27 protein-coding genes are annotated in these 24,975 nt (G+C 41.7%); 14 read left to right on the top strand and 13 right to left on the bottom strand.

The window, feature by feature from the left end; genetic code table 11:
* The first annotated feature begins 40 nt into the window (after positions 1 to 40).
* Both QXR61_06460 and QXR61_06455 read left to right on the top strand, forming a co-directional pair.
* Positions 41 to 1,159 carry a uroporphyrinogen decarboxylase family protein gene (locus QXR61_06460; protein ID MEM3757585.1) on the top strand — a complete coding sequence of 373 codons (1,119 nt, stop codon included), beginning with the start codon at positions 41 to 43 and terminating at the stop codon, positions 1,157 to 1,159.
* A gap of 66 nt (positions 1,160 to 1,225) precedes the next feature.
* Positions 1,226 to 2,512, top strand: a complete 1,287-nt coding sequence (locus tag QXR61_06455) for a neutral/alkaline non-lysosomal ceramidase N-terminal domain-containing protein (GenBank protein MEM3757584.1) — start codon at positions 1,226 to 1,228, stop codon at positions 2,510 to 2,512.
* Between the two features lie 6 nt (positions 2,513 to 2,518).
* Here the strand turns inward: QXR61_06455 and lysA are convergent, their stop codons facing one another.
* The 5 genes from lysA to dapA all read right to left on the bottom strand — a co-directional run bounded on the left by lysA (position 2,519) and on the right by dapA (position 7,918).
* Positions 2,519 to 3,766 (bottom strand): diaminopimelate decarboxylase, encoded by a 1,248-nt coding sequence (gene lysA, locus QXR61_06450; protein ID MEM3757583.1) that lies wholly within the window; start codon positions 3,764 to 3,766, stop codon positions 2,519 to 2,521.
* Between the two features lie 67 nt (positions 3,767 to 3,833).
* Positions 3,834 to 4,895: an aspartate-semialdehyde dehydrogenase gene (gene asd, locus QXR61_06445; GenBank protein ID MEM3757582.1), complete on the bottom strand. Its 1,062-nt coding sequence runs from the start codon at positions 4,893 to 4,895 to the stop codon at positions 3,834 to 3,836.
* Positions 4,879 to 6,063, bottom strand: a complete 1,185-nt coding sequence (locus QXR61_06440; protein MEM3757581.1) for an aspartate kinase — start codon at positions 6,061 to 6,063, stop codon at positions 4,879 to 4,881. Before QXR61_06440 ends, asd begins: the two co-directional genes overlap by 17 nt.
* A gap of 18 nt (positions 6,064 to 6,081) precedes the next feature.
* Entirely contained in the window at positions 6,082 to 6,867 is a 786-nt protein-coding gene (gene dapB / locus QXR61_06435) for a 4-hydroxy-tetrahydrodipicolinate reductase (protein MEM3757580.1), read from the bottom strand.
* A 1-nt stretch (position 6,868) separates the two neighbouring features.
* The gene (gene dapA / locus QXR61_06430; GenBank protein MEM3757579.1) at positions 6,869 to 7,918 is read right to left on the bottom strand and encodes a 4-hydroxy-tetrahydrodipicolinate synthase; all 1,050 of its coding nucleotides are present in this window, start codon (positions 7,916 to 7,918) and stop codon (positions 6,869 to 6,871) included.
* Positions 7,919 to 8,066: 148 nt separating this feature from the next.
* Here dapA and QXR61_06425 point away from each other — a divergent pair, with 148 nt between their 5' ends.
* Positions 8,067 to 8,459: a winged helix-turn-helix transcriptional regulator gene (locus tag QXR61_06425; protein MEM3757578.1), complete on the top strand. Its 393-nt coding sequence runs from the start codon at positions 8,067 to 8,069 to the stop codon at positions 8,457 to 8,459.
* A gap of 27 nt (positions 8,460 to 8,486) precedes the next feature.
* Here QXR61_06425 and QXR61_06420 read toward each other — a convergent pair whose 3' ends face one another.
* Both QXR61_06420 and QXR61_06415 read right to left on the bottom strand, forming a co-directional pair.
* On the bottom strand, positions 8,487 to 9,347 hold the full coding sequence (locus QXR61_06420; protein MEM3757577.1) for a prephenate dehydrogenase/arogenate dehydrogenase family protein: 861 nt from the start codon (positions 9,345 to 9,347) through the stop codon (positions 8,487 to 8,489).
* A gap of 3 nt (positions 9,348 to 9,350) precedes the next feature.
* Entirely contained in the window at positions 9,351 to 9,674 is a 324-nt protein-coding gene (locus QXR61_06415) for a chorismate mutase (protein ID MEM3757576.1), read from the bottom strand.
* Between the two features lie 119 nt (positions 9,675 to 9,793).
* On the opposite strand from QXR61_06415, the gene QXR61_06410 reads away from it, so the two are divergent.
* From QXR61_06410 to mch, 5 genes are all read left to right on the top strand, one after another.
* On the top strand, positions 9,794 to 10,708 hold the full coding sequence (locus QXR61_06410) for an ornithine carbamoyltransferase (GenBank protein ID MEM3757575.1): 915 nt from the start codon (positions 9,794 to 9,796) through the stop codon (positions 10,706 to 10,708).
* Between the two features lie 107 nt (positions 10,709 to 10,815).
* Positions 10,816 to 11,415 carry a 30S ribosomal protein S7 gene (locus QXR61_06405; GenBank protein MEM3757574.1) on the top strand — a complete coding sequence of 200 codons (600 nt, stop codon included), beginning with the start codon at positions 10,816 to 10,818 and terminating at the stop codon, positions 11,413 to 11,415.
* A 129-nt stretch (positions 11,416 to 11,544) separates the two neighbouring features.
* A complete protein-coding gene (locus tag QXR61_06400; GenBank protein ID MEM3757573.1) occupies positions 11,545 to 13,254 on the top strand; it encodes a formylmethanofuran dehydrogenase subunit A in 1,710 nt (569 codons plus the stop codon).
* A gap of 3 nt (positions 13,255 to 13,257) precedes the next feature.
* Entirely contained in the window at positions 13,258 to 14,079 is an 822-nt protein-coding gene (locus QXR61_06395; GenBank protein ID MEM3757572.1) for a formylmethanofuran dehydrogenase subunit C, read from the top strand.
* Between the two features lie 23 nt (positions 14,080 to 14,102).
* Positions 14,103 to 15,062, top strand: coding sequence for a methenyltetrahydromethanopterin cyclohydrolase (gene mch / locus QXR61_06390; GenBank protein MEM3757571.1), 960 nt, complete (start codon positions 14,103 to 14,105; stop codon positions 15,060 to 15,062).
* Between the two features lie 8 nt (positions 15,063 to 15,070).
* Here the strand turns inward: mch and QXR61_06385 are convergent, their stop codons facing one another.
* Positions 15,071 to 16,126, bottom strand: coding sequence for a Coenzyme F420 hydrogenase/dehydrogenase, beta subunit C-terminal domain (locus QXR61_06385; protein ID MEM3757570.1), 1,056 nt, complete (start codon positions 16,124 to 16,126; stop codon positions 15,071 to 15,073).
* Positions 16,127 to 16,234: 108 nt separating this feature from the next.
* Between QXR61_06385 and QXR61_06380 the strand changes: the two genes are divergently transcribed.
* The 3 genes from QXR61_06380 to QXR61_06370 all read left to right on the top strand — a co-directional run bounded on the left by QXR61_06380 (position 16,235) and on the right by QXR61_06370 (position 18,562).
* Positions 16,235 to 17,155 carry a metallophosphoesterase family protein gene (locus tag QXR61_06380; protein ID MEM3757569.1) on the top strand — a complete coding sequence of 307 codons (921 nt, stop codon included), beginning with the start codon at positions 16,235 to 16,237 and terminating at the stop codon, positions 17,153 to 17,155.
* A 75-nt stretch (positions 17,156 to 17,230) separates the two neighbouring features.
* Complete coding sequence (locus QXR61_06375; GenBank protein MEM3757568.1) at positions 17,231 to 17,545, top strand: hypothetical protein; 315 nt, start codon at positions 17,231 to 17,233, stop codon at positions 17,543 to 17,545.
* A 42-nt stretch (positions 17,546 to 17,587) separates the two neighbouring features.
* Positions 17,588 to 18,562 (top strand): uroporphyrinogen decarboxylase family protein, encoded by a 975-nt coding sequence (locus QXR61_06370; protein MEM3757567.1) that lies wholly within the window; start codon positions 17,588 to 17,590, stop codon positions 18,560 to 18,562.
* On the opposite strand, the gene aksA is transcribed toward QXR61_06370, so the two are convergent.
* The 4 genes from aksA to glnA are packed head-to-tail and all read right to left on the bottom strand — an operon-like array spanning position 18,554 to position 21,833.
* Positions 18,554 to 19,786 (bottom strand): homoaconitate hydratase, encoded by a 1,233-nt coding sequence (gene aksA / locus QXR61_06365; protein ID MEM3757566.1) that lies wholly within the window; start codon positions 19,784 to 19,786, stop codon positions 18,554 to 18,556. The two genes, QXR61_06370 and aksA, sit on opposite strands and share 9 nt — an antisense overlap.
* Position 19,787: 1 nt before the next feature.
* Positions 19,788 to 20,102 carry an Lrp/AsnC ligand binding domain-containing protein gene (locus QXR61_06360; GenBank protein ID MEM3757565.1) on the bottom strand — a complete coding sequence of 105 codons (315 nt, stop codon included), beginning with the start codon at positions 20,100 to 20,102 and terminating at the stop codon, positions 19,788 to 19,790.
* A gap of 18 nt (positions 20,103 to 20,120) precedes the next feature.
* Complete coding sequence (locus tag QXR61_06355) at positions 20,121 to 20,363, bottom strand: Lrp/AsnC ligand binding domain-containing protein (protein ID MEM3757564.1); 243 nt, start codon at positions 20,361 to 20,363, stop codon at positions 20,121 to 20,123.
* Between the two features lie 21 nt (positions 20,364 to 20,384).
* Positions 20,385 to 21,833, bottom strand: a complete 1,449-nt coding sequence (gene glnA / locus QXR61_06350; GenBank protein ID MEM3757563.1) for a type I glutamate--ammonia ligase — start codon at positions 21,831 to 21,833, stop codon at positions 20,385 to 20,387.
* 155 nt (positions 21,834 to 21,988) lie between these two features.
* Between glnA and QXR61_06345 the strand changes: the two genes are divergently transcribed.
* Positions 21,989 to 22,465, top strand: coding sequence for an Lrp/AsnC family transcriptional regulator (locus QXR61_06345; GenBank protein ID MEM3757562.1), 477 nt, complete (start codon positions 21,989 to 21,991; stop codon positions 22,463 to 22,465).
* Positions 22,466 to 22,503: 38 nt separating this feature from the next.
* Here QXR61_06345 and QXR61_06340 read toward each other — a convergent pair whose 3' ends face one another.
* The gene (locus tag QXR61_06340; GenBank protein ID MEM3757561.1) at positions 22,504 to 23,034 is read right to left on the bottom strand and encodes a CBS domain-containing protein; all 531 of its coding nucleotides are present in this window, start codon (positions 23,032 to 23,034) and stop codon (positions 22,504 to 22,506) included.
* A 199-nt stretch (positions 23,035 to 23,233) separates the two neighbouring features.
* Here QXR61_06340 and QXR61_06335 point away from each other — a divergent pair, with 199 nt between their 5' ends.
* Together QXR61_06335 and QXR61_06330 are read left to right on the top strand one after the other, a co-directional pair.
* Positions 23,234 to 24,451, top strand: a complete 1,218-nt coding sequence (locus tag QXR61_06335) for a methionine adenosyltransferase (GenBank protein ID MEM3757560.1) — start codon at positions 23,234 to 23,236, stop codon at positions 24,449 to 24,451.
* Between the two features lie 278 nt (positions 24,452 to 24,729).
* Positions 24,730 to 24,969 carry an Lrp/AsnC ligand binding domain-containing protein gene (locus QXR61_06330; protein ID MEM3757559.1) on the top strand — a complete coding sequence of 80 codons (240 nt, stop codon included), beginning with the start codon at positions 24,730 to 24,732 and terminating at the stop codon, positions 24,967 to 24,969.
* Positions 24,970 to 24,975: the final 6 nt, after the last annotated feature.

Below are 24,975 nucleotides of genomic sequence, written 5' to 3'. Positions count from 1 at the left end.
TCCTTAAATAAGAATATGTTTCCCAATAATGGTGATCTTTATGGCGACCGATAAAACCCCCTATGAAAGGATTCTCGCCGTATTTGAAGGGAAGGGAAGCGAGAAAGTTCCATGGAACATTAGGCATGAGTTCTGGTATTATTATAATCGCGCCAAGAATACCCTGCCAATCGAGTACATGAGTATGAGTTTACTTGATGTATGCTTGGAGTGGAACGCTAGTTGGAGGTGTTATTCTGGTTACTTCACTGAAAGCTTCGTCAAAGTCTCCTACGCTGATGACGTTGAAGTCAACAGGTTTACTAAAGATAATGTTGTCGTAACCGAGTTAAAGACTCCTAAAGGCATATTGAGACAGATGCAGATCATGGATGACCTAAAGTTAACGTCAAGAATAGTAGAATACCCCATTAAAAACTTAGAGGATTTAAAGATCATGGAGTATGTTTTAGAGCGCGTTAAAGTAGAGTTTGACCGGGAAATTTACGGTCGGATGGAGAGGAACCTTAAGGGTCAGGGAATGGTTTCATATTTCTTTCCAAGGTCGCCTTACCAGAGACTCATACTTGAATACATGGGTTTGGAGAGAACTATGAGCTTTTTGCTCAGATATAAGAGGGAAATTGAGGAGTTTATGAGGACCATTAAAAGTTCAAATGATATTTTTTATGAGGTTATGGCTGATACTCCAATTAAAATCTTTAACTTAGGTGAGAACATAGATGTTAGAATGACTCCTCCGAAAATATTTGAGAGGTACTGTCTCCCATACTATAGGGAAAGAGCTGACTACTTACATAAGAAAGGCAAATATGTGCATATACATGTTGATGGTTATGCTAAGCCTTTACTGCAACTTTTGAGGGAGTCAAGTTTAGACGGAGTTGAGGCGTTAACAGTCAAACCAGTGGGAGACATGACCCTTAAAGATATAGAAGATTTTCTGGGCGATGAAATGGTGATATTGGATGGAATACCGTACATATACTTTATAGAGGAAGCGGTGAGCGAAGACAAATTTAAAGAATTTGTGAAGGAGATAATAATAAGATTTCGAGATAGGCTGATACTAGGGATCTCAGATGAGCTACCGCCACCAGCCAGCATACAGAGAGTGAAAATAGTTCCAAAAATAATAGACGAAGTCTCCCGCCGTTAAACGTCTAAAATCTTAGATGCTTTCCATTAGGCTCATATATCATGTAAATACATAAATAATTATTTCATGTTAGAGGCAGGCGCATCTAAAGTTAGAATCACTCCACCCATAGGAGTCCCAATGGATGGTTACGCGTCTAGAGATAAGCCGTCTCAGGGAGTCCACGACCATTTATACGCTAGATGTTTAACCATTAGCAACGGGGAACATAATTTAGCGCTAGTCTCCATGGATCTTCTTTATGCAACTAGAAATTTAACTGAAAAAGTTAGGGAAGTAATATCGAAAGAAATTAGCTTTCCAAAGGAGTCTGTAGTAGTTACGGCGGTTCACAACCATTCAGGTCCATCGATAGTAGGTTTTCACACAGCATCACAATACCTCTTTCTTGAGGAATACCTTAATCTTCTACCCGGCCTAGTATCCTCCGGTGTTATTAGAGCTTTCAATTCTAGGAGAAAGGCTAAAGCTGGCTACGGGAAGGGTGAAGTTAAAGGGTGGACGATCAATAGGAGAAGACCCATCACGGGCACGCGGGATGAGCATCTTGCAGCCCTTAGATTTGAGGATTATGAGGGTAGACTTATATCCGCCCTAGTAAACTATACCTGTCACGCAGTTGTTTTAGGCGCGAACAACTTCATGATCTCTGGTGATTATCCGGGCTACGTCTCTAGAACTGTCGAAAACATTGAGGGCGGCGTATGTCTGTTCCTTAATGGAGCGTTTGGAGATATAAACCCTCTAACTCCTAGAACAAGAATTGATAGGGTTTATGATAGAAGCATGGGGCGCTTTGAAGACGCTGTTCATATGGGTAGATCTATAGGTGGAGAAGCCGTAAAAATCCTGAATTCCGTTGAATGTCGAGACGATTTAACATTATCTTTCGCTTACAGGAAAGTTCGACTTAAACTTAAGTCCATTCCTGAGATTACTGAAGAAGAGATAGCTACGCTTAGAGCCAAGCTTAAAGAAGCAAGTGGCAAAGAAACTGAGGAAATTAAGTTTAAATTATTGACGGCTAAGTCCCTTAAGCTTATCCGCACCATGTTTCCATACGGCTTTACCGACGTAGAGGTCCAAGGGTTTAGGATTGGAAGTTTTATAGCGGTTTTATTGCCGGGTGAAGTATTTGTAGATCTAGGTCTAGCGATTAAATCTTATTCTAAAGCTGATGTAACTATGGTTGTCGGATGCTCTAACGACATGCTCGGATATATACCAACAGAGGAGGCCTTTGAAGAAGGAGGATATGAGACAAACCTTCCTGTATGTATTGTTGAGCGGGATGCTGGTAAAAAACTCGTAGAGACGGCATGCAGTGTTATAGATGATCTTCTTTCTTCCTAGAACATATTATTTTAGCCACTCAGGTATCCGCTGTCCCTTTAGCAAATCTTCAAGGCTCTCTCTTTCCCTTATTATGGTATATTTTCCATCTTTAACTAAAACTTCAGCGCACCTTGGCCTAGAATTATACTGCGAACTCATCACGAAACCATATGCTCCAGCGTTTAATATCGCAAGCAAATCCCCCTCATGAACTTCTGGGAGAAGTCTATCTCTAGCTAATATATCGCCGGATTCGCAGAGAGGCCCAGCTACATCATAAACTTCCTTTCCGTCTTCACTGATCTTATTTGCGACGATCACATGATGATATGCGCCATACATGGCCGGCCTAATCAGTATGTTGAATCCAGCGTCAACCCCAACAAACTTCTTAAATGGTGTGACTTTAATCGTGTTAACCCTAGTTAGAAGTATGCCTGCATCACAAACTATGTAACGGCCCGGCTCAACACAAAAGAATGGTTCTCCAAGATCGTATTCCTTAACCTTGCTCTTAAATAGGTAAAGCATCTTATCCGCAAACATTTCTACATCCAAAGGTTTTTCTCCAGGCCTATATGGTACACCTAACCCGCCGCCGAAATCTATGAATTCAAATGTTATATTGAGGCTCCTACAAATTTGACCAGCTATCTTCAGCAGTTTCTCAGCGGCTAATAAGAATGGTTCAACGTTTAGTATTCCGGATCCTATATGCATATGTATGCCGAAGCGTTTTACACCCGCATTAAGTGCCATCCTATATGCTTCAAGGATATCTGCTTCCCAGATGCCGAATTTTGAGTTTCTACCAGCTGTAATTACATGCTCATGATGCCCAGCTCCGATTTCCGGGTTAACCCTAAAGGATAATACTTCCGGAACATTAACCTTAAGAAGTCTCCTTAATTGAGATAAGGAGTCGATGTTAATTATAACCCACGAATCTATGAGAAACTTAATCTCGTCGTCCCTAACGCTTGTTCCCGTGAAGAGAATCTTCTCCGGTTTAAAGCCGGCTTTAAGCGCTAAAAAGACTTCTCCGGGGCTTACAGCATCCAAGTGAGCGCCTTCATTATTAAGAATCTTTAGAACAGCCAAGCTGGTGTTAGCTTTAGCGGAGTAATAAATTCTAATTTTATTGTAATACTTGAGTAGCGCGTTTTTTAGTTCTCGGAAATTCTCACGTATACGATTTTCGATCAGTACATACAGTGGAGTATCGAAATTATCTGCAAGTTCTGTAGCTGATACGCCGTCTATGTAGAGTATTCCCCCTCTATTCTCAAGAAATCTATGTGGGAGAAACACGGGCTTACACCCTAGAGGGACAATTTCGCTAAACGTATCCTTTAGCAACCATTAACTCCGCACTCAATATTCCAGCGCCGGCTGCCCCTCTAATAGTATTATGGCCTAAGCAAAGGTACTTTACTGACATGATCGGGTCGCTGCGTATCCGTCCGACAGTAACGCTCATTCCTTTGCCAGCGTCTCTGTCTAGCCTGGGCTGCGGCCTATCTATCTCATCTTTAACAACTATTGGTCTTTCGGGGGCTGTTGGAAGCTTAAGCCTCTGCGGCTCGCCAATAAAGTTTCTGAAAGCCTCCTTAACCTCCTCTACTGTCGGCTTATCTTCTAAATCAACGCATATAGCTTCTAAATGACCATCTTTAACGTTAACCCTATTACAGCTGGCGCTTACAATTACATTAGCGGGTCTAACCCTCTCACCGTCAAACGTCCCAAGGATCTTTTTAGTCTCATTTTCAATCTTCTCTTCCTCCTTAGCGATATAGGGAATAATGTTATCAATTATGTCGAGAGAAGGCACGCCTGGGTAGCCTGCTCCACTTAAAGCCTGCATTGTTACGACGATAACTCTCTTTAAACCGAATTTCATTAAGGGCTTTAGGGTTAAAGCTAACTGTATAGTTGAACAGTTAGGGTCTGTTGATATGAAGCCGCTCCAACCCCTCCGCCGCCTCTGAATAGGTATAAGCTCAAGCTGTTCGGGGTTAACTTCGGGTATTAGAAGCGGGACATCCTCATCCATTCTATGAGCTGCCGCTTTGCTGATCACCGGAAACTCCATAGCAAATTTCTCCTCGATTGGTCCAGCTATATCGCCGGGTAAAGCGGAGAAAACTAAATCCACATCGCCAACTTCTTTAACCGAATTAAGATCCGTATTAACAACGGTCATTTCGCCTATTTCTTTAGGCATATCTGTCTCCATTCTCCAGACGCACGCATCCTTATACTTTTTGCCAGCTGAACGTTCAGATGCTGCTAACACCGTCACCTCGAACCACGGATGATTTTCCAGAAGCTGAACGAAACGCTGCCCCACGGCACCCGTCGCCGCTAATATCGCTACACTTTTACGCTTCAAGCGCATCCCTCACAACATCAATAGCTTCTTTAATTTTCGTTTCATCAATAAATATATTTATTGTCGCCTTACTTGTTGTGACCTCAATAATGTTTATGTTTTTAGAGGCTAGTGCACCAGCTATCTTCGCAATCCAGCCGGGCGAATCGACGAAGATTGGGTGCGATACTTCAATGAGCCCAATATTTGTTAGGCAGCTCAATGCTTTAATAACGCTCAAACCATGCAGCTTACTCATCAAGTCCTTTAGGTTCTGCGTCATAACAAATACTGTGATCGACTTTCTTCCAGTACTAACCCCAAATATCTCATTTCCGGCAAGTATAGCAAATATTTGGCTCAAGTTTTCCGGCGTTATATCACATATCAGGCTTATGGCGGCTAAACCCTCTTTCTCCTTAATCTCGAAAGAGTTTGAGTTAAAAACGCCGATTATCTCAGTTCCAGGAGACCTCAGATCCCCCGATGAAAAACTGATAACTTTCAGCTTTTGCCCCGGAAGCTTATACTTTAGGGCTTCAGCCTTAATTATTTTAGCGCCTCCGTGAGCTAATGCAAACATTTCATGAATATCTATTCTATCTATTGTCCGCGGGTTCTGAACTATTTTTGGATCAGCTGACAAGACTCCTTCAGTCTCCTTGACAAGTATAACTTCATCCGCTTTCAAGCAGTTCGCTAGTATGAGGGCTGTTGTATCGCTTCCACCTCTTCCGAGAGTTGTTACATTTCCATCTTTATCCCTTCCCAGAAAGCCGCAGACAACAACTATCTTCCTCTTTGAGATAAGCGGCTCAACATACTTGCCTACTCTCCTGCAAGTCTCATCCATAAATGGTTTAGCATCTCTAAAGTTCGAATCTGTTATGATCGGCCACTCCTCGTGGCTTGGCTCAAGATAAACAGCGTCTGCGCCCAAAGCTTTTAGAACTGAACAAAATATTCGTGCACTGGTTCTTTCGCCCATTGAAACTATGTCGGCATAGTCTTTGTCACTTATGTCTCCTATTTGCGAGATTATTTTAATTAGGTTGTTGGTCGTGTCGCCCATTGCTGAGACGACAACAACAACTTCTTCAAAATTAGCTTTTACAACCATTTCGGCAGCTTTTCTTATTTTCTCCCCACTTGAGAGATCTGCTCCGCCAAATTTTACGACTACCCTGCCACCCATTGGAACGTAGTCTTCCTCCTAAATCTGCCCTAATATATCATCCATAGTGTAGATTCCAGGCTTCTCTTGCTTATAAACCCAATTAACAGCATACAATGCTCCTTGAGCAAAAACGCTTCTCGAAAAGGCTGTATGCTCAATGCGTATCATCTCATATGGGCCAGCCACTATGATCTCATGTATCCCTGGAACCCCGCCAGCTCTAACTGCTAAAATCTCTAGCTCACTTGGCTTCCTAACGCTTATGCCTTCTCGGCCATAAGATACATTTGAATAACCTCTTATCTCTGAAATTATTTCACCTATTTTTTTCGCCGTTCCACTGGGCGCATCTCTTTTACCTGAATGATGGATTTCCACTATGCTGAAATCGTATCCCTCTGGAAACGCTTTCATCGCGCGTAAAAGCCTAAACAATATGTTCACGCCTATAGCGTAGTTTGGGGAGAAAACGGCGGGAACCTTGTTTGAAACGGCCTCCACGATCTTTTTCATCTGTTCATTGGTGAAGCCTGTAGTTCCCATGACGATCTTCCTGCCTAAATTGGCTACCACTGGCAGATTGGCGACTTCGGCCTCAGGTGTAGTGAAGGATACATACACGTCCGCCTCTTTGACGGCTTCAGGGATTCTTGTTGGGTCAACGATCTTGACTTCTAAATCGCAGATTCCGCTCTCTCTTAAAGTTTTACCTATGTTAGGGTCATCTTTAGCTGCGATGGCGCCGACAACCTTGAAATTTCTTGCAACGGCTTCCCGTATTAGCGTGCTACCCATCCTGCCAGTTGCGCCAGCTACACATATTTTAATATTGGTCGTACGCTAAACCCTCCCAAAAGCGCTCATCGTATAAACGTCTACTTAAGTCTACATCAAAGAAGTCTTCTATGGGCTTAAGGATCTCAGGATTCTTCTCGTAAACGGTTCTTGCAGCGTTTAAAACAACCTCTAGACCCCTTTTAGTCATCTTTCCAAGTGGGCGTCTGCAGGGACCTGAAGGCATGCCTAATATGTTCATGAGCGTTTTACACGGAACCGGGTTACGAAATCTACAGGAAACTTTACCATATGGGGTTTCCTCCTCAGTTCTAACGGTTACTATCGAGAAGAATGGTTTGAGAGCCTCAAGAAGCGTTTCAGCCTCTTTATGCCTATTTTCAAGAATCGCCCTCGTAAATCTTTGAACGGCCCCCGGTGCCACGTTTGAAGCAACAGAGATCACACCGCTAGCGCGTATTTCCGGGCTAATCATCATCTCGTAAGTTTTATCGTCATCACCAGATAATATGTCAAAATCCTCGCCGCATAGCCTTCTAGTCAATTTCATGTTCTCGATATTTCCGGTTGCTTCTTTTACAGCCCTAATATTTTTAAATTTAGAGTGAAGGATCGCCAAATCCTGTGGCAAGAGCTGGGTTCCAGTTCTTCCCGGGATCACATACGGTATCATTTGGACATCTGGAAAAGCCTCCGCAATTGGCTCGACGTATTCCTTTCTTATCTCAAGCGAGCTCGGTCCGTTATAGTATGGGTCTACAAGTAAGATGCATCTGATACCGAAATCATACGCTTCCCTCGTCATTTCCATAGTTTTCTCGGTGCAATTACTCCCTGTTCCTCCTATAACAGTGCATTTTCCGCCAGCAACCTCGTATGTCTCTCTAATAACCCTAATGCTCTCTTCATGAGTTAACGTTGGGCTCTCGCCAGTTGTTCCGACTGCGAGAACTCCGCTGACGCCTTCCTTGACTTGGAACTCAACTAGTCTTCTAAGCCCTTCTAAGTCGACGTCGAAATTGTTTTTCATTGGCGTTATTAAAGCGGTATAACATCCCTCAAATCTTTTTATGCTCATACTTCTTACCCCTCTTAGCGACAATCTTGAATAAACTTAATTATTATTTATGTTTTTCGTTTCTTTTTTACGAAAAACGTATCAAAAATACAGAATTATTTTACGTTTTTCGAAAATATTTTTAAGACTTAATGAATCATTTAAAATTGTGGATCAAGTTGACTTAAAAATACTGCGTATATTAAAGGAAGACGCGAGAGCTAAGTATACGGAGATAGCGAATAAAGTTGGTTTAACAGAGGGAGCTGTGAGAAGGAGAATAAAGCAATTGAGAGAAAAAGGGGTGATAAAAAGGTTTACTATCGAAACGAGCATTGATATTGAGGGGATAGTTCTTGTTGAAACTGAGCCGGCTAAAACGAGGGAAGTGACTCAAGAAATAAGGAAGATTACAGATAGAGTATTTGAGGTTTCAGGCGAATATGATATAGCGGCTCTCATCCAAGCTTATACGATTGAGGAACTTAACGCCAAGATAGATGAGATAAGAAATTTACCTTGGGTTTTAAATACTAAAACCCTTATAAAACTCAAGGATTAAAATATATGCAATAAGCGGAAGACCTCATTAAATGGCTTTGAGAGCACGGTACATCCGTCTATACGCCATTTCAAGATCCTTATCTTTGGAGAGAGCTTTATATATTTCCTTATAGAACCTCACGAATCCTTCCGAATCTTTAGTTTCAATAATCTTTTTTAGTTTTAGAGCATTAGACACAAATTTATCAATATATTTGACTGAGTGCTCATTATTCATCTGAATCGATGCGTAGAGCGATGGATCCTCCGTCATGACGGCTTCGCTTAATGTGAACTGCAGCGTGAATGTTGTTCCACCAAGCTGCTTCAACATACATGTATCCTCTTCGCTAACAATTGATGCAAAAACAATGTTTATGAAGTGTGTTAAAGATAGGGTTAAAGCCATAATTCTATCATGAGTATGGCAGTCTACGGGAATTATAGTAGCCTCCGGGAAAATCTCCTTTGCTAAGCTCTCTTCAAGCTCTGGATCGCTAACCGGTATTAGGGCGATCTTCTCACCAGCCATCTCTTGCGCACCAGATCCAAAAAGCGGATGAATAGATAAAGTTTTTAATCCTAGCCTAGAAGCTTCCTTTAGAACCGGGAGAATGCCAGATTTAAGCGAAGATATCTCGGCGACGATCGAACCCTTCTTCAATTCTAGCATAATTTCAGATATAACTTTCGGTGTAATTTCTATTGGTGTCGCCACTAATAATAGATCAGCATCTTTTGCAGCTTCAACGCCGCTTTTACATGCTTTAATACCTAAGGATCTAGCGATTAAAGCGGCTTTCTCCATATTTATATCAAATATTGTAACATAATGACCGTGATCGAGAAAATATCTTGTGAACCATGATCCCATCCTTCCCGCTCCACCGATTATTGCGACAAACAATTTTTAAACCTCCAAAACTTTCTTATCCCACATTTTCTTGGCATCTAAAGCTTCACGTTGCACCCGTTTTGACTCCTCAAGTAGTAACTCCAAGATTTTAAGCGAAAATCCTTCATCTATACCATGTCTCCGGCTAAAATCTACAATTTTCGTCTTTAACTCATTTTCAATCACGGGATCCTCAATGGGCATATTGTTTCTAGCCTTTATTTCACCTATTTTTCTCGCTAAAACTAACCTTTCACCGGATAAGCGAATTATCTCAAAAGTTAGTCTAGCTATCTCATCTCTAAGGATCTTTAGATCCTCTAGGTCGCTGGTCTTCAAGAATTTCCCTCCAATAAAAAGAATATTTTGTCATTAACATATAAAATATCTTTCCAGAAGACCGATAACGCTTAATAGCGCCGCATGACCCATAAATTTAGCTTGGAGGCAAATTAAACATGCATCTATTGAATTTTAAGGGTTTGTCTGGACAACAAATTATGGAGATTGTTAATAAAGGCTTAGAGGTAAAATACAGTCCAGAAAAATATCGAGGTTCTTTAAGCGGAAAAACTTTGGCAATGATATTTCAGAAGACGTCGACAAGAACTAGAGTTTCCTTTGAGGTTGCAATGACTCAAATGGGAGGGCACGCCATATATATGGATTGGAGAGCAACAAACTTTACAATAGCGGACATATATGATGAGACGCAGTATCTTTCACGAAACGTTGACTGCATTCTAGCCAGAACATTGAGGCATGCGGATCTTCAAGTCATGGCTAAGGCGTCAAAAGTACCCGTCATAAACGGCTGTGATGAAAAATATCATCCGACCCAAATAATAGCTGACCTAATAACGATGAAGGAGAAGAAGGGTACGCTGGAAGGAGTTAAAGTTGTATATGTAGGCGTACATAACAATGTATGCAACTCCCTGGTAGAAGCTTGCACAAAAGTTGGCATAGAAATAACGACCGTTACACCAATCTTCAATGAACCGTCAAGAGATGATGATCTTTTGGAGGAGGCTGAGAAATCCGGGCTTTGGAAGAGAACATTAGACTTCAAAGAAGCCATTAGGGATGCGGACTTTGTCTACACAGATACTTGGGTTGACATGGAGTTCTTTTCAGACCCAAGGTATGCCGAAGAGAAGGAGAGGCGAATGAAACTTATGATGCCATATCAGATAAATAAGGAAAATATGGCTGAAAGCAGTGCTTGGATAATGCATGACATGCCAATCCACCGTGGATATGAGATAAGCTCAGACATGATTGAGGATCCAAGGTCAATAATATACGAGCAAAGCGAAAATAGGCTCTATTCAGCTAAAGCTGTTCTCCTCAAAGTTCTAGGCTTCTATTAGATAGAGCAGCTTCACCTTCTCCTTCATCTAATTGAAAGGGTCCTTAAGCCATAACCCTTAAATAAGCCAGTTCATTCCAAAAATATGTCTAATTTAGGTGAAGGAGATTGAGTAGCGAGAACCAGTGGCCTGAAGAGTGGTATGAAAAATACCTGCTCTTTGGTAAGTGGAGCTTTAAGGATGTTGAGGTAAAGGACCCTGGGCTTAAGAGGTATATATGCCTTAGACCCATAATCGTGCCGCTCTCTATGGGTAGGCATGAACACAATAGGTTTGCAAAGTCGGAAGTAAATATTGTTGAGAGACTGGTTAATCAGCTTATGCGCCCGGGAAAGAATGCCGGTAAAAAAGCCAGAGCGATAAAATTCGTGAAGAATGCTTTTGAGATAATTCACCTTCAAACTGGAAGGAATCCTATTGAAGTTTTAGTTAGAGCCGTTGAAAATGCGGCGCCATGTGAGGATACGACTAGAATAATGTACGGTGGAATAGTTTATCACCAGTCTGTCGATATATCGCCGCAGAGGAGGGTTGACTTAGCATTACGCTGGATTGCTGAAGGAGCTAGGATGGCGGCGTTCAGTAACCCAAAAACCTTTGAGGAATGTTTGGCTGAAGAAATAATCCTGGCGGCGAACAAAGATTTAAAGAGCTACGCTATACAACGCAGAAATGAGCTGGAGAGAATAGCTTTACATGCCCGTTAATCTCACTAACTCAAAATAATTACGCGTTAAATCCATAATTTCAACTTTTCTGGTTTATAGGAAAAGATAAATTAACCTACTTAATATTCGCATTTATAAGTGATTAACTAGGGGTGCTGACCTGTAGAAATGATCATGCTCATAAAAAATGGTTTCGTTTATGATCCTTTGAATGATGTAGACGGCGAAATAATGGACATATGCGTTAAGAACGGTAAAATAGTTGAGGAAGTTGATGAGCGCGAGGCAAAAACCATAGATGCTTCTGGAATGATAGTTATGCCGGGCGGAATTGACATACATACACACATTGCTGGATCAGAGGTTAATTCTGGAAGGCTACTGAGGCCAGAGGACCACGTTTATGATGTTGAACCAAAAACGTCATTGACTAGGTCGGGCGTCGGATACTCGGTTCCATCCACCTTTACAACTGGCTATAGGTATGTACGGATGGGCTACACTTTCCTCTGCAACCCCTCCATGCCCCCTCTAGAAGCTAGACATACCCATGAGGAGCTGGAGGACACCCCAATAGTTGACAAGATGACGTTCCCGCTTCTAGGAGACTGGTGGTTCGTTCTGGAATATTTGAGAGATGGTTTAATTAAAGAATGCGCTGAGCACGTAGCCTGGATGATTATGGCAACCAAAGGCTACGCTATCAAAATAGTGAACCCTGGAGGCTTAGAGGCGTGGGGTTTTGGCAGAAATGTTAAGGGTTTAGATGACCCAGTCCCATACTTTAATGTGACTCCAAAGGAGATTGTTCGCGGATTATGTACGGTGAGCAAAATTCTTGGTTTGCCGCACACCATTCACGTTCACACAAATAGGCTTGGTCAGCCGGGCAACTACGTTACAACGATTGAGACAATGGATTGTGTGAAGGATCTGGCGCTGTCCGATAGACCAGTTATCCATATTACGCACTGCCAATTTAGCGCCTTTAAGGGTGATAGCTGGGCAAACATGAGGAGTGGAGCTGAGGAGATCGCGAGGTATGTTAACGCCCACAAACATGTGACTTTAGACATGGGTCAAGTTATTTTCACGGATACGACTACTATGACTGCAGATGGTCCGTGGCAATATACTCTCTACGAGTTAAGCGGGAATAAGTGGGTTAACCACGATGTTGAGGTTGAGACGAGCTCGGGAATAGTTCCATTTAAGTATAGGAAGAAGAGCTATGTGCATGCGACGATGTGGTCTATCGGGCTTGAGCTAGCCCTTCTAATAAAAGATCCATGGAAAATCTATCTTACAACGGATCATCCTAATGGCGGCCCATTTACAGAATACCCTCAAATAATATGCTGGCTAATGAGCAGAAAGACTAGAGAAAGGATACTAAAGAAGATAAACAGGAAGGCTAGAGCTAAATCTCTGCTTCCAAGCATAGATAGAGAGCTCACGTTCTATGAGATAGCGATAATTACAAGGGCTGGGCAAGCGAAAGCCTTAGGCTTAAAGAATAAGGGGCATTTAGGGGTCGGCGCCGACGCAGACATAGCGATATATAATGTTAATCCAAGAAAAATCGATCCTTCAGCCGACTACAAAGTGATTCGTAAAGCATTCGCTAGAGCCGCGTATACAATTAAGAGCGGAGAGATCGTTGCTAAAGATGGCGAAATAGTTAAGGCCTTTGATGGAAAAACATATTGGATAAATTTCGCGGGCATGTCGCTTGCAAGTGATGCATCTTTAAATGCGGTGGCGAACTTGAAGAAAAAGTTTAGAGAATATTGGACTGTTGAATTTGACAATTACTTTATTCCGGAAAGGTATCTTAAGGCCTCGATGCCAATTACCTTAGAGGTTAAGGGGGTGTGAGAAATAATTTTCAATATTACTCCTAAATATGAGTTTAGGGTTCCCATATATGCGGACTGCCTATCTCCGGATGTTTTTGACGGAAAAAGCGTAGAAGAAATAGTGAAGCTAAAAGTTTGGGAAGGCAATAAGATACGCTGCCTGAACGACCTGTTCAACGTGACGCTTGAAAGATCTGGTGGCGACGAGATTATAATGTATCTTACTGGAAACTTTATCAAGGTTCGAAAAGTTGGAGCAAACATGAGCAGGGGGAAAATTATCGTAAACGGTAATATTGGCATGCACTTGGGTGAAGGAATGAGTGGTGGTGAAATAATAGTTAATGGTTACGCTGATTCTTGGGCTGGAGGCTCAATGAAAGGTGGTAGAATCGAGATCAACGGTTCAGCTGGCGACGGTCTCGGCGCCCCGTATCGTGGAAGCACTGAAGGCATGAGGGGTGGATCAATAGTTGTGCATGGTGACGCTGGTAGGGAGGTTGGATGCTTAATGAGGGGTGGGCTGATCAGGATTTATGGTTCTGTCAAACACTTTGTTGGCGTGAACATGATTGAGGGAACAATACTTGTTCACGGAGATTGCGCTGGTAAGGCTGGGGGCGGCATGCGGGGAGGAAGAATAATTATATGCGGCCATGTTCCATCGATTCTCCCAACATTCTCAATAGACGATGTAAGGCCCAGCGTCAATGTTGATGGAGAAAAAATAATTGGGCCATTCTATCGTTTTATAGGAGATATGGCTGACGATGGCGACGGAAGACTTTTTATATCGAAGCCTAAGAACCCGCATCTAGCATCCCATGAAAAGTATCTGCAGTAATCGGGTTAAGGAGGTTTTTCTTATTGATTCCAAGCGTGAATAGCGAAGCTATGAAAATTGTTAAAGAAATATGCGAGAACCCTGAAAAATACAACGTTACTGTTGAAAAAAGCTGCTTAGGAGCGCATGTAATTGACGCTGGAATAAAAGCTGGGGGAGGCTTTTTAATAGGTAAACTCATCGTAGAGATATGCTTAGGCGGCTTAGGCGAGGCGCAACTTTCACTTATGCACCTAGGCGAATTAGATATCCCATCGGTGAACGTTTATACCGATTACCCTTCAATTTCAACGTTGGGTTCACAAATGGCTGGTTGGAGAATCAAGGTCGGCGAGTATACCGCTATGGGGTCTGGGCCTGCTAGGGCTCTAGCTCAAAAGCCTAAAAGCATATATGAGAAGATCGGTTACAAAGATGAGTTCGGTGAATCGGTGATCGTTTTAGAGTCTTCTAGAGAGCCTCCGGAAGAAGCTATTGAAATGATCGCCGAAGCTTGCCGTATATCGGCCGAGCGCCTATTTATTGTGGTTGCGTCAACCTCGTCTATAGCTGGCTTAACGCAGGTTTCCGGTAGAATAGTTGAGGTAGGCATGTATAAATTAATTGAGCTCGGCTTAGATCCGGGCATAGTGTCCTACGCTTTTGGGCAAGCGCCTATACCGCCACCACATCCAGATGTAATTGAATCTATGGGTAGATCGAATGACGCCATACTATATGGAGGCTCGGCCTATTATGTTGTGAGGCATAAGGATGATAGCTATTTGAAGAGCATCGCTGAAGAAGCCGTCTCATCATCTTCGAAGGATTATGGAAAAACATTTGCGGAAATATTCAAGGAGGCTGGGCAAGACTTTTATAAAGTTGATTCGAAGATATTTGCCCCGGCAAAGATAACTATTGTGAACGAGAAGACTGGAAGGATATTTACCGCTGGAAGAATAAATGTAGATCTTTTAATGAGATCCCTCAATTACTGTTAAGCATCAATTCAAGTAAGTCCACCGACCTTCGTGGACGCTTCTCTTTTCCTTTTTGACATCTTAATCAGAAGATCAATGAGCCTACTATCCTCCACAGGCTTAGTTTTCACCATGCCCTTTGACTCCGCCCTCCTGAAGATTTCTTCACCCATTTCTGTACGCACTATTGTCAGAGACCAACCTTCAAGCCCTAACCCCCCAACAGATATATCGGCTAGCTCCGCAGAGAAGTCTGGACACACACTACAGAAACTACATGCGTAATCTTTAACTTCCTTCAGCGATAACGCCTTAACTTCGCCGCTCCTCATTTTCAGCAGCATCTTGCCCTTTATATTGATTTTTACTACCTCGCTCGGCAGGATGCCCATTTTCTCTTGCAGAAAATGCTTAATTAAACCTTCATATGTGAAGCTCTCACTACAGAAGAGGCCCACTGTAAACTTTACGGAGTCAGCATACTTCTTTAATGGAAGCATTTGCATTCTTCTAAATGCATGTATCTGACATGGTGTTCCAACAAAGGCCAGTCTTCCAATTTTCTTCTGGACGCCTTCTCTAAGTGCAAGCATGTTGGGAGAATAAGTGTACCTAGTTCCCGCGTTTTCAAGCATATCGCTCTTTGAAAGAGCAAGTTTTGGAACAGCTTTTAAAGGCTCTTGAGGGCTTTTACCAGATAAAGCTGCCCCATTAATTAGACCTTCTTCTAGCGCGAATATTAGAAGAGAAGTTACGACCCCACCATCTTGGCAAACGTTTAGTATATCGCTACTTGTCGTTTGGGCTACGACAACTCGCCTATAAATACCAAACTCTTCCTCAGCGCTACGCTTTCTCCCAAAGACAAATTCCTCTAGCGACGGCATGGAGAAGTCGAATCTTGGACATATTTGAGCACATATGCCACACACCTTGCAGTCACTAACGATTTTAGGCGCACTATCAATGTATTCGAGGCAATTAAATGGGCATGAAACAACGCATGTTGCGCATCCAACACATAGACCTTGCTCGACAACCGCTTTCTTTAAAGTCTCCTCAAAACCAACTTTTTGAAGAGGCATATTTTTAATCCTCCAACCTCCATACTCTATCAAGAGTAAATCTAAATATCCTACGCAAGATAAAATATTTCTGAATAAGCAACTATTTTACCTTAAGGAAGGGTTTTGATGCGCTTAGACGACCTGTTCAGCGAATCTTTAAGGGTTAGTTCACAAGAATATCTCCGCCTAATTGAGCATGTTAACCAGATTTTATCTGAGGAGGAGAAGGGTGGAGGAAAACTGATAACCCTTGGCAAGCTTATCTATGTTCCTCCCGCTGGAGAAGCAATCATTATAGGAGATATCCATGGAGATCTGACGAGTTTAAAGCATATATTGTCTGAAACAAAGTTCGTTGAGAAGGCGCTGGCGAAACATGACATTTACTTGATTTTTCTCGGCGATTATGGAGACAGAGGCATATATTCGCCAGAAGTCTACTATGTAATCTTAACGTTAAAGAAGTTTTTCCCAGAGAAAATTATACTTCTTCAGGGCAATCATGAGGGGCCTGAGGATCTGCTGGCTTATCCGCATGATCTGCCATATCGCTTAATGAGGAGATTTAAGGCGGATGGATTAAGGATCTATAGCGAGCTGAGCTTTCTTTTCAGGCGCTTTTATACAGCCGCAATCGTGGAAAATAGGTTTGTGATGCTTCACGGTGGCGTTCCAAGCGAAGCTAAGAGTTTAGAGGATTTGGCGTTCGCGTATAGAAAACATCCGTTTGAGAGCCATCTAGAAGAAATTTTATGGAATGATCCAAGCGATGATATATGTGGCAAAAAACCTTCTCCACGCGGAGCTGGGTATCTGTTTGGTGAAGATGTCACCAAGAGATTTCTCGAAATTTTGAATGTTAAGCTTGTGATTAGAGGGCATGAGCCGACCTTCAATGGATATAAAATTAATCATGGCGGGAAAATCCTAACACTGTTCTCTAGGAAAGGGAGCCCATATTATAATGCTTACGCGGCGTATGCTATGTTAGACCTATCTATTGATCCAGATTCTACATGTATAGAGAAATTCATCAGAAGTTTTTAAATGAAAACGTAAGCCAGTTTTAGATTAATTTACGTCTCTTTTAAACCTAAAAACTTTTAAACCAATATAAAAGAAATGTTAAACGGAGACAACCAAATAGATGCGGGTGAAAATCTGCTCTACAGGATAAACTTGACAAAGATTGAGGGAGAGGGAGACTTCCCTTGCCCCTCATGCGGAAATATAATATCGCCGGAAGATGAAAGTAACTTAAATTATGAAATAATAGACGTGAAGATGGATTCTCAGGGGAGGCTTAAAGAGCTGCTGATTGTCTGCAAAAAATGTGGAAGCGAAATATGTTTAGAGGGGTTTGAACTGCTAGATGATCTAGAAAGTCTTGAAGAATCTGAGGAAGTGGGGGAAGAGATAGAGGATTCTACTCTATAAAAACGGTTAAATTTTTATAGCGTTTTGAATCGGGGTGAAGCATTGGATCTAAAGGGTTACTATACATCCACTATTGGAAGCTTTCCCCTAGAGGATTCTGACGCTAATAGGGAGAGATGTATAAAAGACTTGGTTGCTTTAGGAATAGATTTCCCAGCTTATCCGCAGCTAAGCGATATGGGAAGACAATTCCTGGACGATCTTGTGGCTCAAAATTGCGGGATAATTTATGAACGTAATAGGTACAGGCTGGTAGGTAAAGATATAGATGTTGATGTTAAACCACCCGGACTTAAACCCTTCTCATGGACTATGAAGTATGTAAGGGAAAAAGGATTAAAAGTTAATGTTAAGGCAGCTATAACGGGCCCCTTCACCCTAGCTTCCTATATAGAGGTTGGTAAAGAAGCCGCACTTTTCAATACTGCTCTCTCTGATATTAGATTGGTTGAACAGATCGCGCAAATAGTGTCTAATGTTTGCAGGGAAGCGTCAAAAGATTCAGCGATGATATCCATAGATGAACCGATCTTAGGAGTTATTATAGGTGCAAGAATAGCATTCAAATACACGGAGAATGAGATTGTAAAAATACTTGATAACTTGAAAGATAGCTGTAAGGATATACCTATCGGAATACATGTTTGCGGCAAAATTTCACCAAGATTAGCGGATATTCTGCTGAAAACGGATTTAGATTTTTTAAGCCATGAATTCCATGATTCGCCTGAAAACATAAAGGTATACGACCCAAAACGTTTGAAAGATAACGGAAAGATCCTATCAGTTGGCTGCGTGTCGAGTAGAAATCCAAGAGTAGAGAGCGTTGACGAGATCCTCGAGCTAATGATGAAATTTAAAGTTTATGACGATTGCCTAATTTTCACACCGGACTGCGGTTTCAGAAATCTTCTTATTGAAGGTTCAAGGGAGAAGGGTTATGAAGCGGCCATAATGAAGCTCAGAAACATGAGTGAGGCAGTGGCAAAATTTAGGGTTCTTTCCTCATCAAATTAGTCCGACGCTCTGAAGTATTTTCTTAAACTCCTCCTCCCTCAATGATGCCTTTCTCCCGGTCTCATAGAGCCTTTTAACTTCTTGGACAACCTCTGTAAGCTTATCGGGGTCAGGCTCTTTACCAGTAACTTCAATTATTTTATGTCTTATGATAGCTTTTCCGGAATGCTTGCCTATTGTTAATCTACGCGTATTTCCAACGAGTTCCGGTGGATAGGGCTCGTAGGTTGCTGGGTCATTTAGAACTCCATGCGTGTGGATTCCAGATTCATGCGCAAATGCGTATGCGCCGACAATAGCCTTGTTAGGCGGAACAACGTAGCCTGTTGCTCGACTTATGGTTTCAGCTAAAGCAGTTAACTTCTGCGTTTTTCCCTCAAACTTTTTGACCCCATAATGCAGATATAAATTCATTATGACCTTCTCAGTTTCAGCGTTACCAGCTCTCTCGCCTATCCCAAGAAAAGTTGTGCTTAAGTAAATCCGATCCCATATACCATCAGCTGCCCTTACTGCTGCAATAGTGTTCTCAACTGAATTACCAAAATCATCGTGCGCATGAATCTCCACATCTCTAATTCTTGTCTCATATTTTATGGCTTTAATTTTAGCCGGAATCCCATTAGGTAGAGGAGCGTTAAAATCGGATAACCCAACCCCAACTGTGTCGCATATCCTGTAGCATTCAGCCCCAGCGTCAGCCACGGCATTAATAAACCTCTTTTCGAATTCCCAATCAGCTCTTGTGCTATCCTCGCCGTGAACAAACACTCTTAATCCATGGTCTTTAGCAGCATACTTAACTACTTCGACAACCCTATTCAGCAGATACTCGGGGCTCTTATCCGGCCACTTAGCCCTGAAATGTATGTAGGAGACCGGATGAGAGATGCCGACTTCCTCAAAACCACAATCTATCGCATCATCTATGTCCTCTTTAACCGCTCTGCACCATCCAGCGAGACGAGCGTTTAGACCCATTTTCTGGATAAGCTTAACAGCTTCTTTATCGGGCTTCTGATAATGATGGAGCTCTATTCGCTCAACACCAACCTCATCGAGTAGGCGGGCTATTTCCGCAGCATCCTCGGGAGAAACAGCTAAGCCAGGCATTTGAACACCATCTCTAAGCGTTGTATCATCAATAATAGGATCGACTCTCAAGGACATTTTAAAGTATATATCATCAAAAGATAGGTTTCTTTTTACTTCTTGGACACTCAAATCATCTACCTCCACCCGCGCTTCTATCCTCATGTGAGGGGTTTAATTCTGGCGGATGAAAAATTGAGATTAATGTTTCAGTACGCACAACGTTAGGATGCTGCTCAATCATCTCGTAAATTATTTTCTGCAGCTCTTCGAGGCTATTAGCCTCAATAACAACGACAGCATCGTATCTCCCAAGAACCGAGTTAGCCATTTTAACACCCTTTATACGCCTAGACTTAACTATTTCCTCGGATGTCCCGGGCTTCATCCTTACGAGGATAAAGGCTCTTAAAGTCTTCCTCCTCAAATCTTTGCCTGCACACATCATAGCTTCCTCCTAAAGCGATTACTCTATTTCCCTTAAGACAAGCGATGTCTCCGTATGAATAATGTCAGGGTCTCTTTCAATAACATTATACAATAGATCATGCAGCGTCTCGAAATCCCGGGTCTCAACTACGATAATAGCATCAAATCTGCCGTATATCGCGTCTGCTTGAACAACCTCCTTAACTTTACTCTTTATTCTCTTAACTACCTCTAAAGAAGTACCGGGCCTTGTTTCAACAAATATATATGCCCTTAACACTTAACACACCTCCTTTTCAAGTTAATAGTCAAGGTATTTCATTATTTCCCATGGCGTTATGTAGAGACAGTATTGACGCCAGTCATTCAGTTTATACTCTATGAAAGCGTCAAAAATGTGGCTTCCAAGGGTTCGGTGGATCACCTCATCACTCTTCATTTCCTCAATAGCTTCCTTCAGAGTCGTTGGCAACTCAATTATGCCCAGATGCCTCCTCCTCTCAGGAGATAATCTGTAAATGTCCTCGTCAACTGGATCACCCGGATCGATCTTCTTTCTTACGCCGTCAAGCCCAGCCATCAAAAGACATGAAAAAGCCAGGTACGGATTGCATGAGGGGTCGGCGCCACGATACTCGACCCGCTTATAAACGGCATATTCTGGACCCCTATAATAAACTGGTATCCTAATTAGTGCGGATCTGTTCCGCCGTGACCACACCACGTAAATAGGCGCTTCGAACCCTGGAACAAGCCGCTTATACGAGTTCACTGTCGGACAGCAGATCGCTGTTAAAGCCCTAGCATGTTCGAGTAGGCCTCCAATGAAGTATCTTCCGGTTTGGCTGAGCTCGGCGTATTCATCATTCTCGTCATACATGACATTTAAATTATCCTTCCACAGTGAGATGTGGACGTGCATTCCGCTGGCGTTATCTAAATATATTGGCTTTGGCATGAACGTCACTATTAGACCTCGTCTCTTAGCAACGTTCTTCGCCACAAACTTGTAGTATATTGTTCTGTCAGCGGTCTCCACAAGCTGCCCATATTGAAAGTTTATCTCAATTTGTCCAGCGGTCGCAACCTCGTGATGATGCTTCTCGATATTAAATCCGAAATAATCTTCAAGAATAGATGAAACCTCATTCCTGTACTCAATCGTCGTATCTTCCGGAGGCGGTTTATAATAGGCTTCTCTAGGCCTAATCACGTAGCCTCCGCTAGTGATCTCCGGCGATTGAGGGACAACTCTCGGCGCACCCCAAGAATCGCTTTTGCCGCCATCTGGACTAACCCAAAGATCCCAAACAAGCTTTGTCGGATCTATTGACGAGAATATGAAGCATTCTATTTCTGGAGCAAAGTATCCAGTATACCCCATCTCGACAGCTGCCTTAACCGCTCTCTTCGCAACATAACCTCTCGGATCAACCTCAGATGGAGATTTGCTTCCATAAGCCTCATAAACATCACCTATAATTATGGCGCTTTTTTGGCTCTCATCTTCCATCCATGGAAGTATTGCAAGTGTTTTCGGATCAGGCATAAGAACCATGTCGGATTCCTCAATGGATTTAAAGCCTCTAACAGCTGAGCCATCAAAACCTAAACCTGACCTGAAAGCATCTCCATCAACAAATTCTCTGGCAGGGATCACCATATCCTGCATTAAGCCCCTTATATCAACGAAGGCTGCATGAACCCACCGAACCCTGTTAACTTTTAAAGTTTCAATGGCTCTCCTCATAGACTCGTCGATGAAATCGCTACGTTCCAAGATTTCTCCACCATTATCATTCAATAGAATGAATTTTTATTACACACTTATATATAAAATTTTTGGATGGAATGCAAAAACTTTAAATAATTTCCTTATTTATTGAATATTTGTTCAATTTAAAGATGGGGGTGAATATATCGCCACTTGATAAAATTGATGATTTAGATCTCAAAATAATTAGGTTATTGCAGGAGGATTCTAGACTAAGCTACAATAAAATAGCTAGCGAACTTGGAATATCCGTTGGAACAGCATATAATCGAATTAAGAAACTTGAAAATATCGGTGTTTTGAAGAGCTACACCGTGCTTGTTGACCCAATGAAACTAGGATACGGAACAATCGCTATCATATTCATTCAAGCTGAGGGAGCTCATCTAGTTGAAGTTGAGAATGAGATTGCGAAGAATGATAATGCCATTGCAGTTTACGATATAACCGGCGATTTTGATATAGCGGTAATAGCTAGGTTTAAAGATAGAGCGGAGTTAAACTCATTTGTCAAAAAGCTTTTATCAATGCCTCATGTTAAGCGCACGGTCACAAATGTAGTTTTAAACGTGGTGAAAGAAGATTTTAGAATTAAGCCTCTACAATAAATAATCGTTCAAATCGCTCTATAACATATAATCGTTCGTTATATAACCTTTAATAGGTCTGAACGAGTTATAATTCCAACCAATTCGCCCTTACTAACCACTAATACTCCAGGGTGCATTTCCAGTAATGGTCTAATTACGCTTATATCGGTATCCTCAGATACCAGCGGAAACGGGGGTTCCATAATTTTCTCAACTAATTCTTCTGATATGTTTGAGCTTAAGTTTCGAATAATCCCTTCTTCAGTCACCATACCAACAACTTTATTTCTGTCAACTACTGGCAACTGTGAAATTCCATATTTTACCATTATTTCACTGACCTTCTTTATCTTCTCCTTAGGCGTTATTGTTATAACTTCACGCGTCATTATATCTTTGCATTTCTTTCCACGCTTACTAGTCAATATTTGCAGGATTTTGTTTACTGTTGATAATCTAGGATCAACTTTCCCGCTCTCTATTTTAGCTATATGTGCCTGTGAGACACCAACCATTTTTGCTAGCTGGCTTTGAGTTAATCCAGCTTCAATTCTCATTTTTTTAAGTAGTGAGCCGGTTATTATCAAAATATAATCCCCGGTTATAATTTCAATAAACAAGATATATGATGGTGATATTTATCCTTTATCGAGGCGAGTTAAATATAGTTGGATTAAATGGTTTTTGGGCTTTATGCATAAAATTACATATTTTTTCAGTTTATTATACCAAAAAATATATATGCGGTCACTTTGATAATCTTTGAAGCATTGAGGGATCTCATAAATGGGGATTGAAAACATAGCTGTCATATTTTCAAAAAACATCCCATTAGAGGAGCAAGAGATTGAAATAGTGGAGAGAAAGGGGTTAGGCCATCCTGACACTATATGCGACGCGATAATGAATGAGGTTTCCGTAAATCTTTGTAAGGAGTATCTTAACAGAGTTGGGGCGATACTGCATCACAATATTGATAAGTCCCTCCTAGTAGCTGGCGAGGTTGAAGTGAAATTTGGCGGCGGAGTCGTTAAGAAACCAATGAAACTAATATTTGGTGACAGAGCTACATTTGAGGCTGGAAATATTAAAATTCCGGTTTCTGAGATAGCTATTCAAACTGCTAAAGATTGGTTTAAAAGGAACCTTAGGTTTGTTGACCCGGATAGACATGTGATATATCAAGTTGAAATACAGCCGGGGTCACAGGCGCTTACAGATATTTTTAGGCGCGGCGGAAAAGTGCTTGAGGCGAACGATACTTCAGCCGCCGTTGGATGGGCACCTTTAACCAAAACAGAGAAAACTGTCTTAGAGCTAGAGAAGTATCTTAACTCTGAAAACTTTAAAAGAAGGTTTCCTGAGACTGGAGAAGATGTTAAAGTCATGGCCTTTCGAAGAAACAGAGAGCTAAAATTGACTGTTTCAATGGCTTTTGTGGATAGATTCATAAGCGATGAAAAGCATTACTTTGAGAGAAAAGAAGAAGTTCTTGGTGATATGGAAGAGTTTGTTAATAGGAGAAACTACGGCTTCGATAGAATTCACATAGAGCTGAACACTTTAGATACAGCAGGTAGAGGCGTTAACGGGGTCTATTTAACGGTTCTCGGAACAAGCGCTGATGGGGCTGATTCCGGACAAGTCGGTAGGGGGAACAGAGTTAATGGGCTTATATCGCTTAATAGGCCTCAGTGCTCAGAAGCTGCGGCCGGCAAGAACCCGGTTAGTCACGTTGGCAAAATATACAACCTATTAACTCATAGTCTAGCTGAGAAAATTTATAATGAGATAAATGATGTAGAGGAAGTTTACGTTTGGATGCTGAGCAAGATTGGTCAGCCCGTAGATCAGCCAGTTATAACTGCAGTGCAGCTTATGACAAAATCTGAATCGTATTTCAACGCTATAAGAAAGAGGGTTGAAGAAATCGTCAGATACGAGCTTGAAAATATAGATAGATTTATCGAAGATTTGATTTATGGAAGAATACCGGTATGCTAGACGGCTGATCCCGATCCCTTAAATCGGCATAGTCATGAGGTCTAAGAGAACGTCTTCGAGAATTATCAGTGATATGAAGAGTGAAGTTTAATCTAAGAGAACCGTAAGTATATCTTGTATGCATTTTTTAATCGTTTTTATTCTTCCATAACTTTTATTTAGAGTTAAAGATCATTCTTTTATCTTCTTTGATCCTGTTGATGCTTATGGGCCAGTCAGTTTGTTAAGCATAGTCTTTTATACTTCTAAAAAGATAAAAATAGCTTTCAGTGATGCATATGAAAGCGTATATTCTTGTAAACTCTGAGCCCGGCATGATATGGAAGGTTGCTGAGACGGCACTAAAGGTTGAAGGTGTTAAGGAAGCCTATGCTGTAACTGGGCAATTCGATGATATAATCCAGGTAGAATTTGAAAAAATGGAGAATCTCGGGGAGATCATTGGGAAGGTCCAAAGTATAAGAGGTGTTCTTAGAACGCAGACCCTAATAGTGATACCACCGCCAATTAGAGAGTGAAATTCG

The organism is Candidatus Bathyarchaeia archaeon, assembly GCA_038882715.1.
In the GTDB taxonomy this organism is placed as follows: domain Archaea; phylum Thermoproteota; class Bathyarchaeia; order Bathyarchaeales; family DTEX01; genus DTEX01.
Note: the sequence above shows the minus strand (reverse complement) of the source record. Positions and strands in the feature narration are given on the sequence as shown.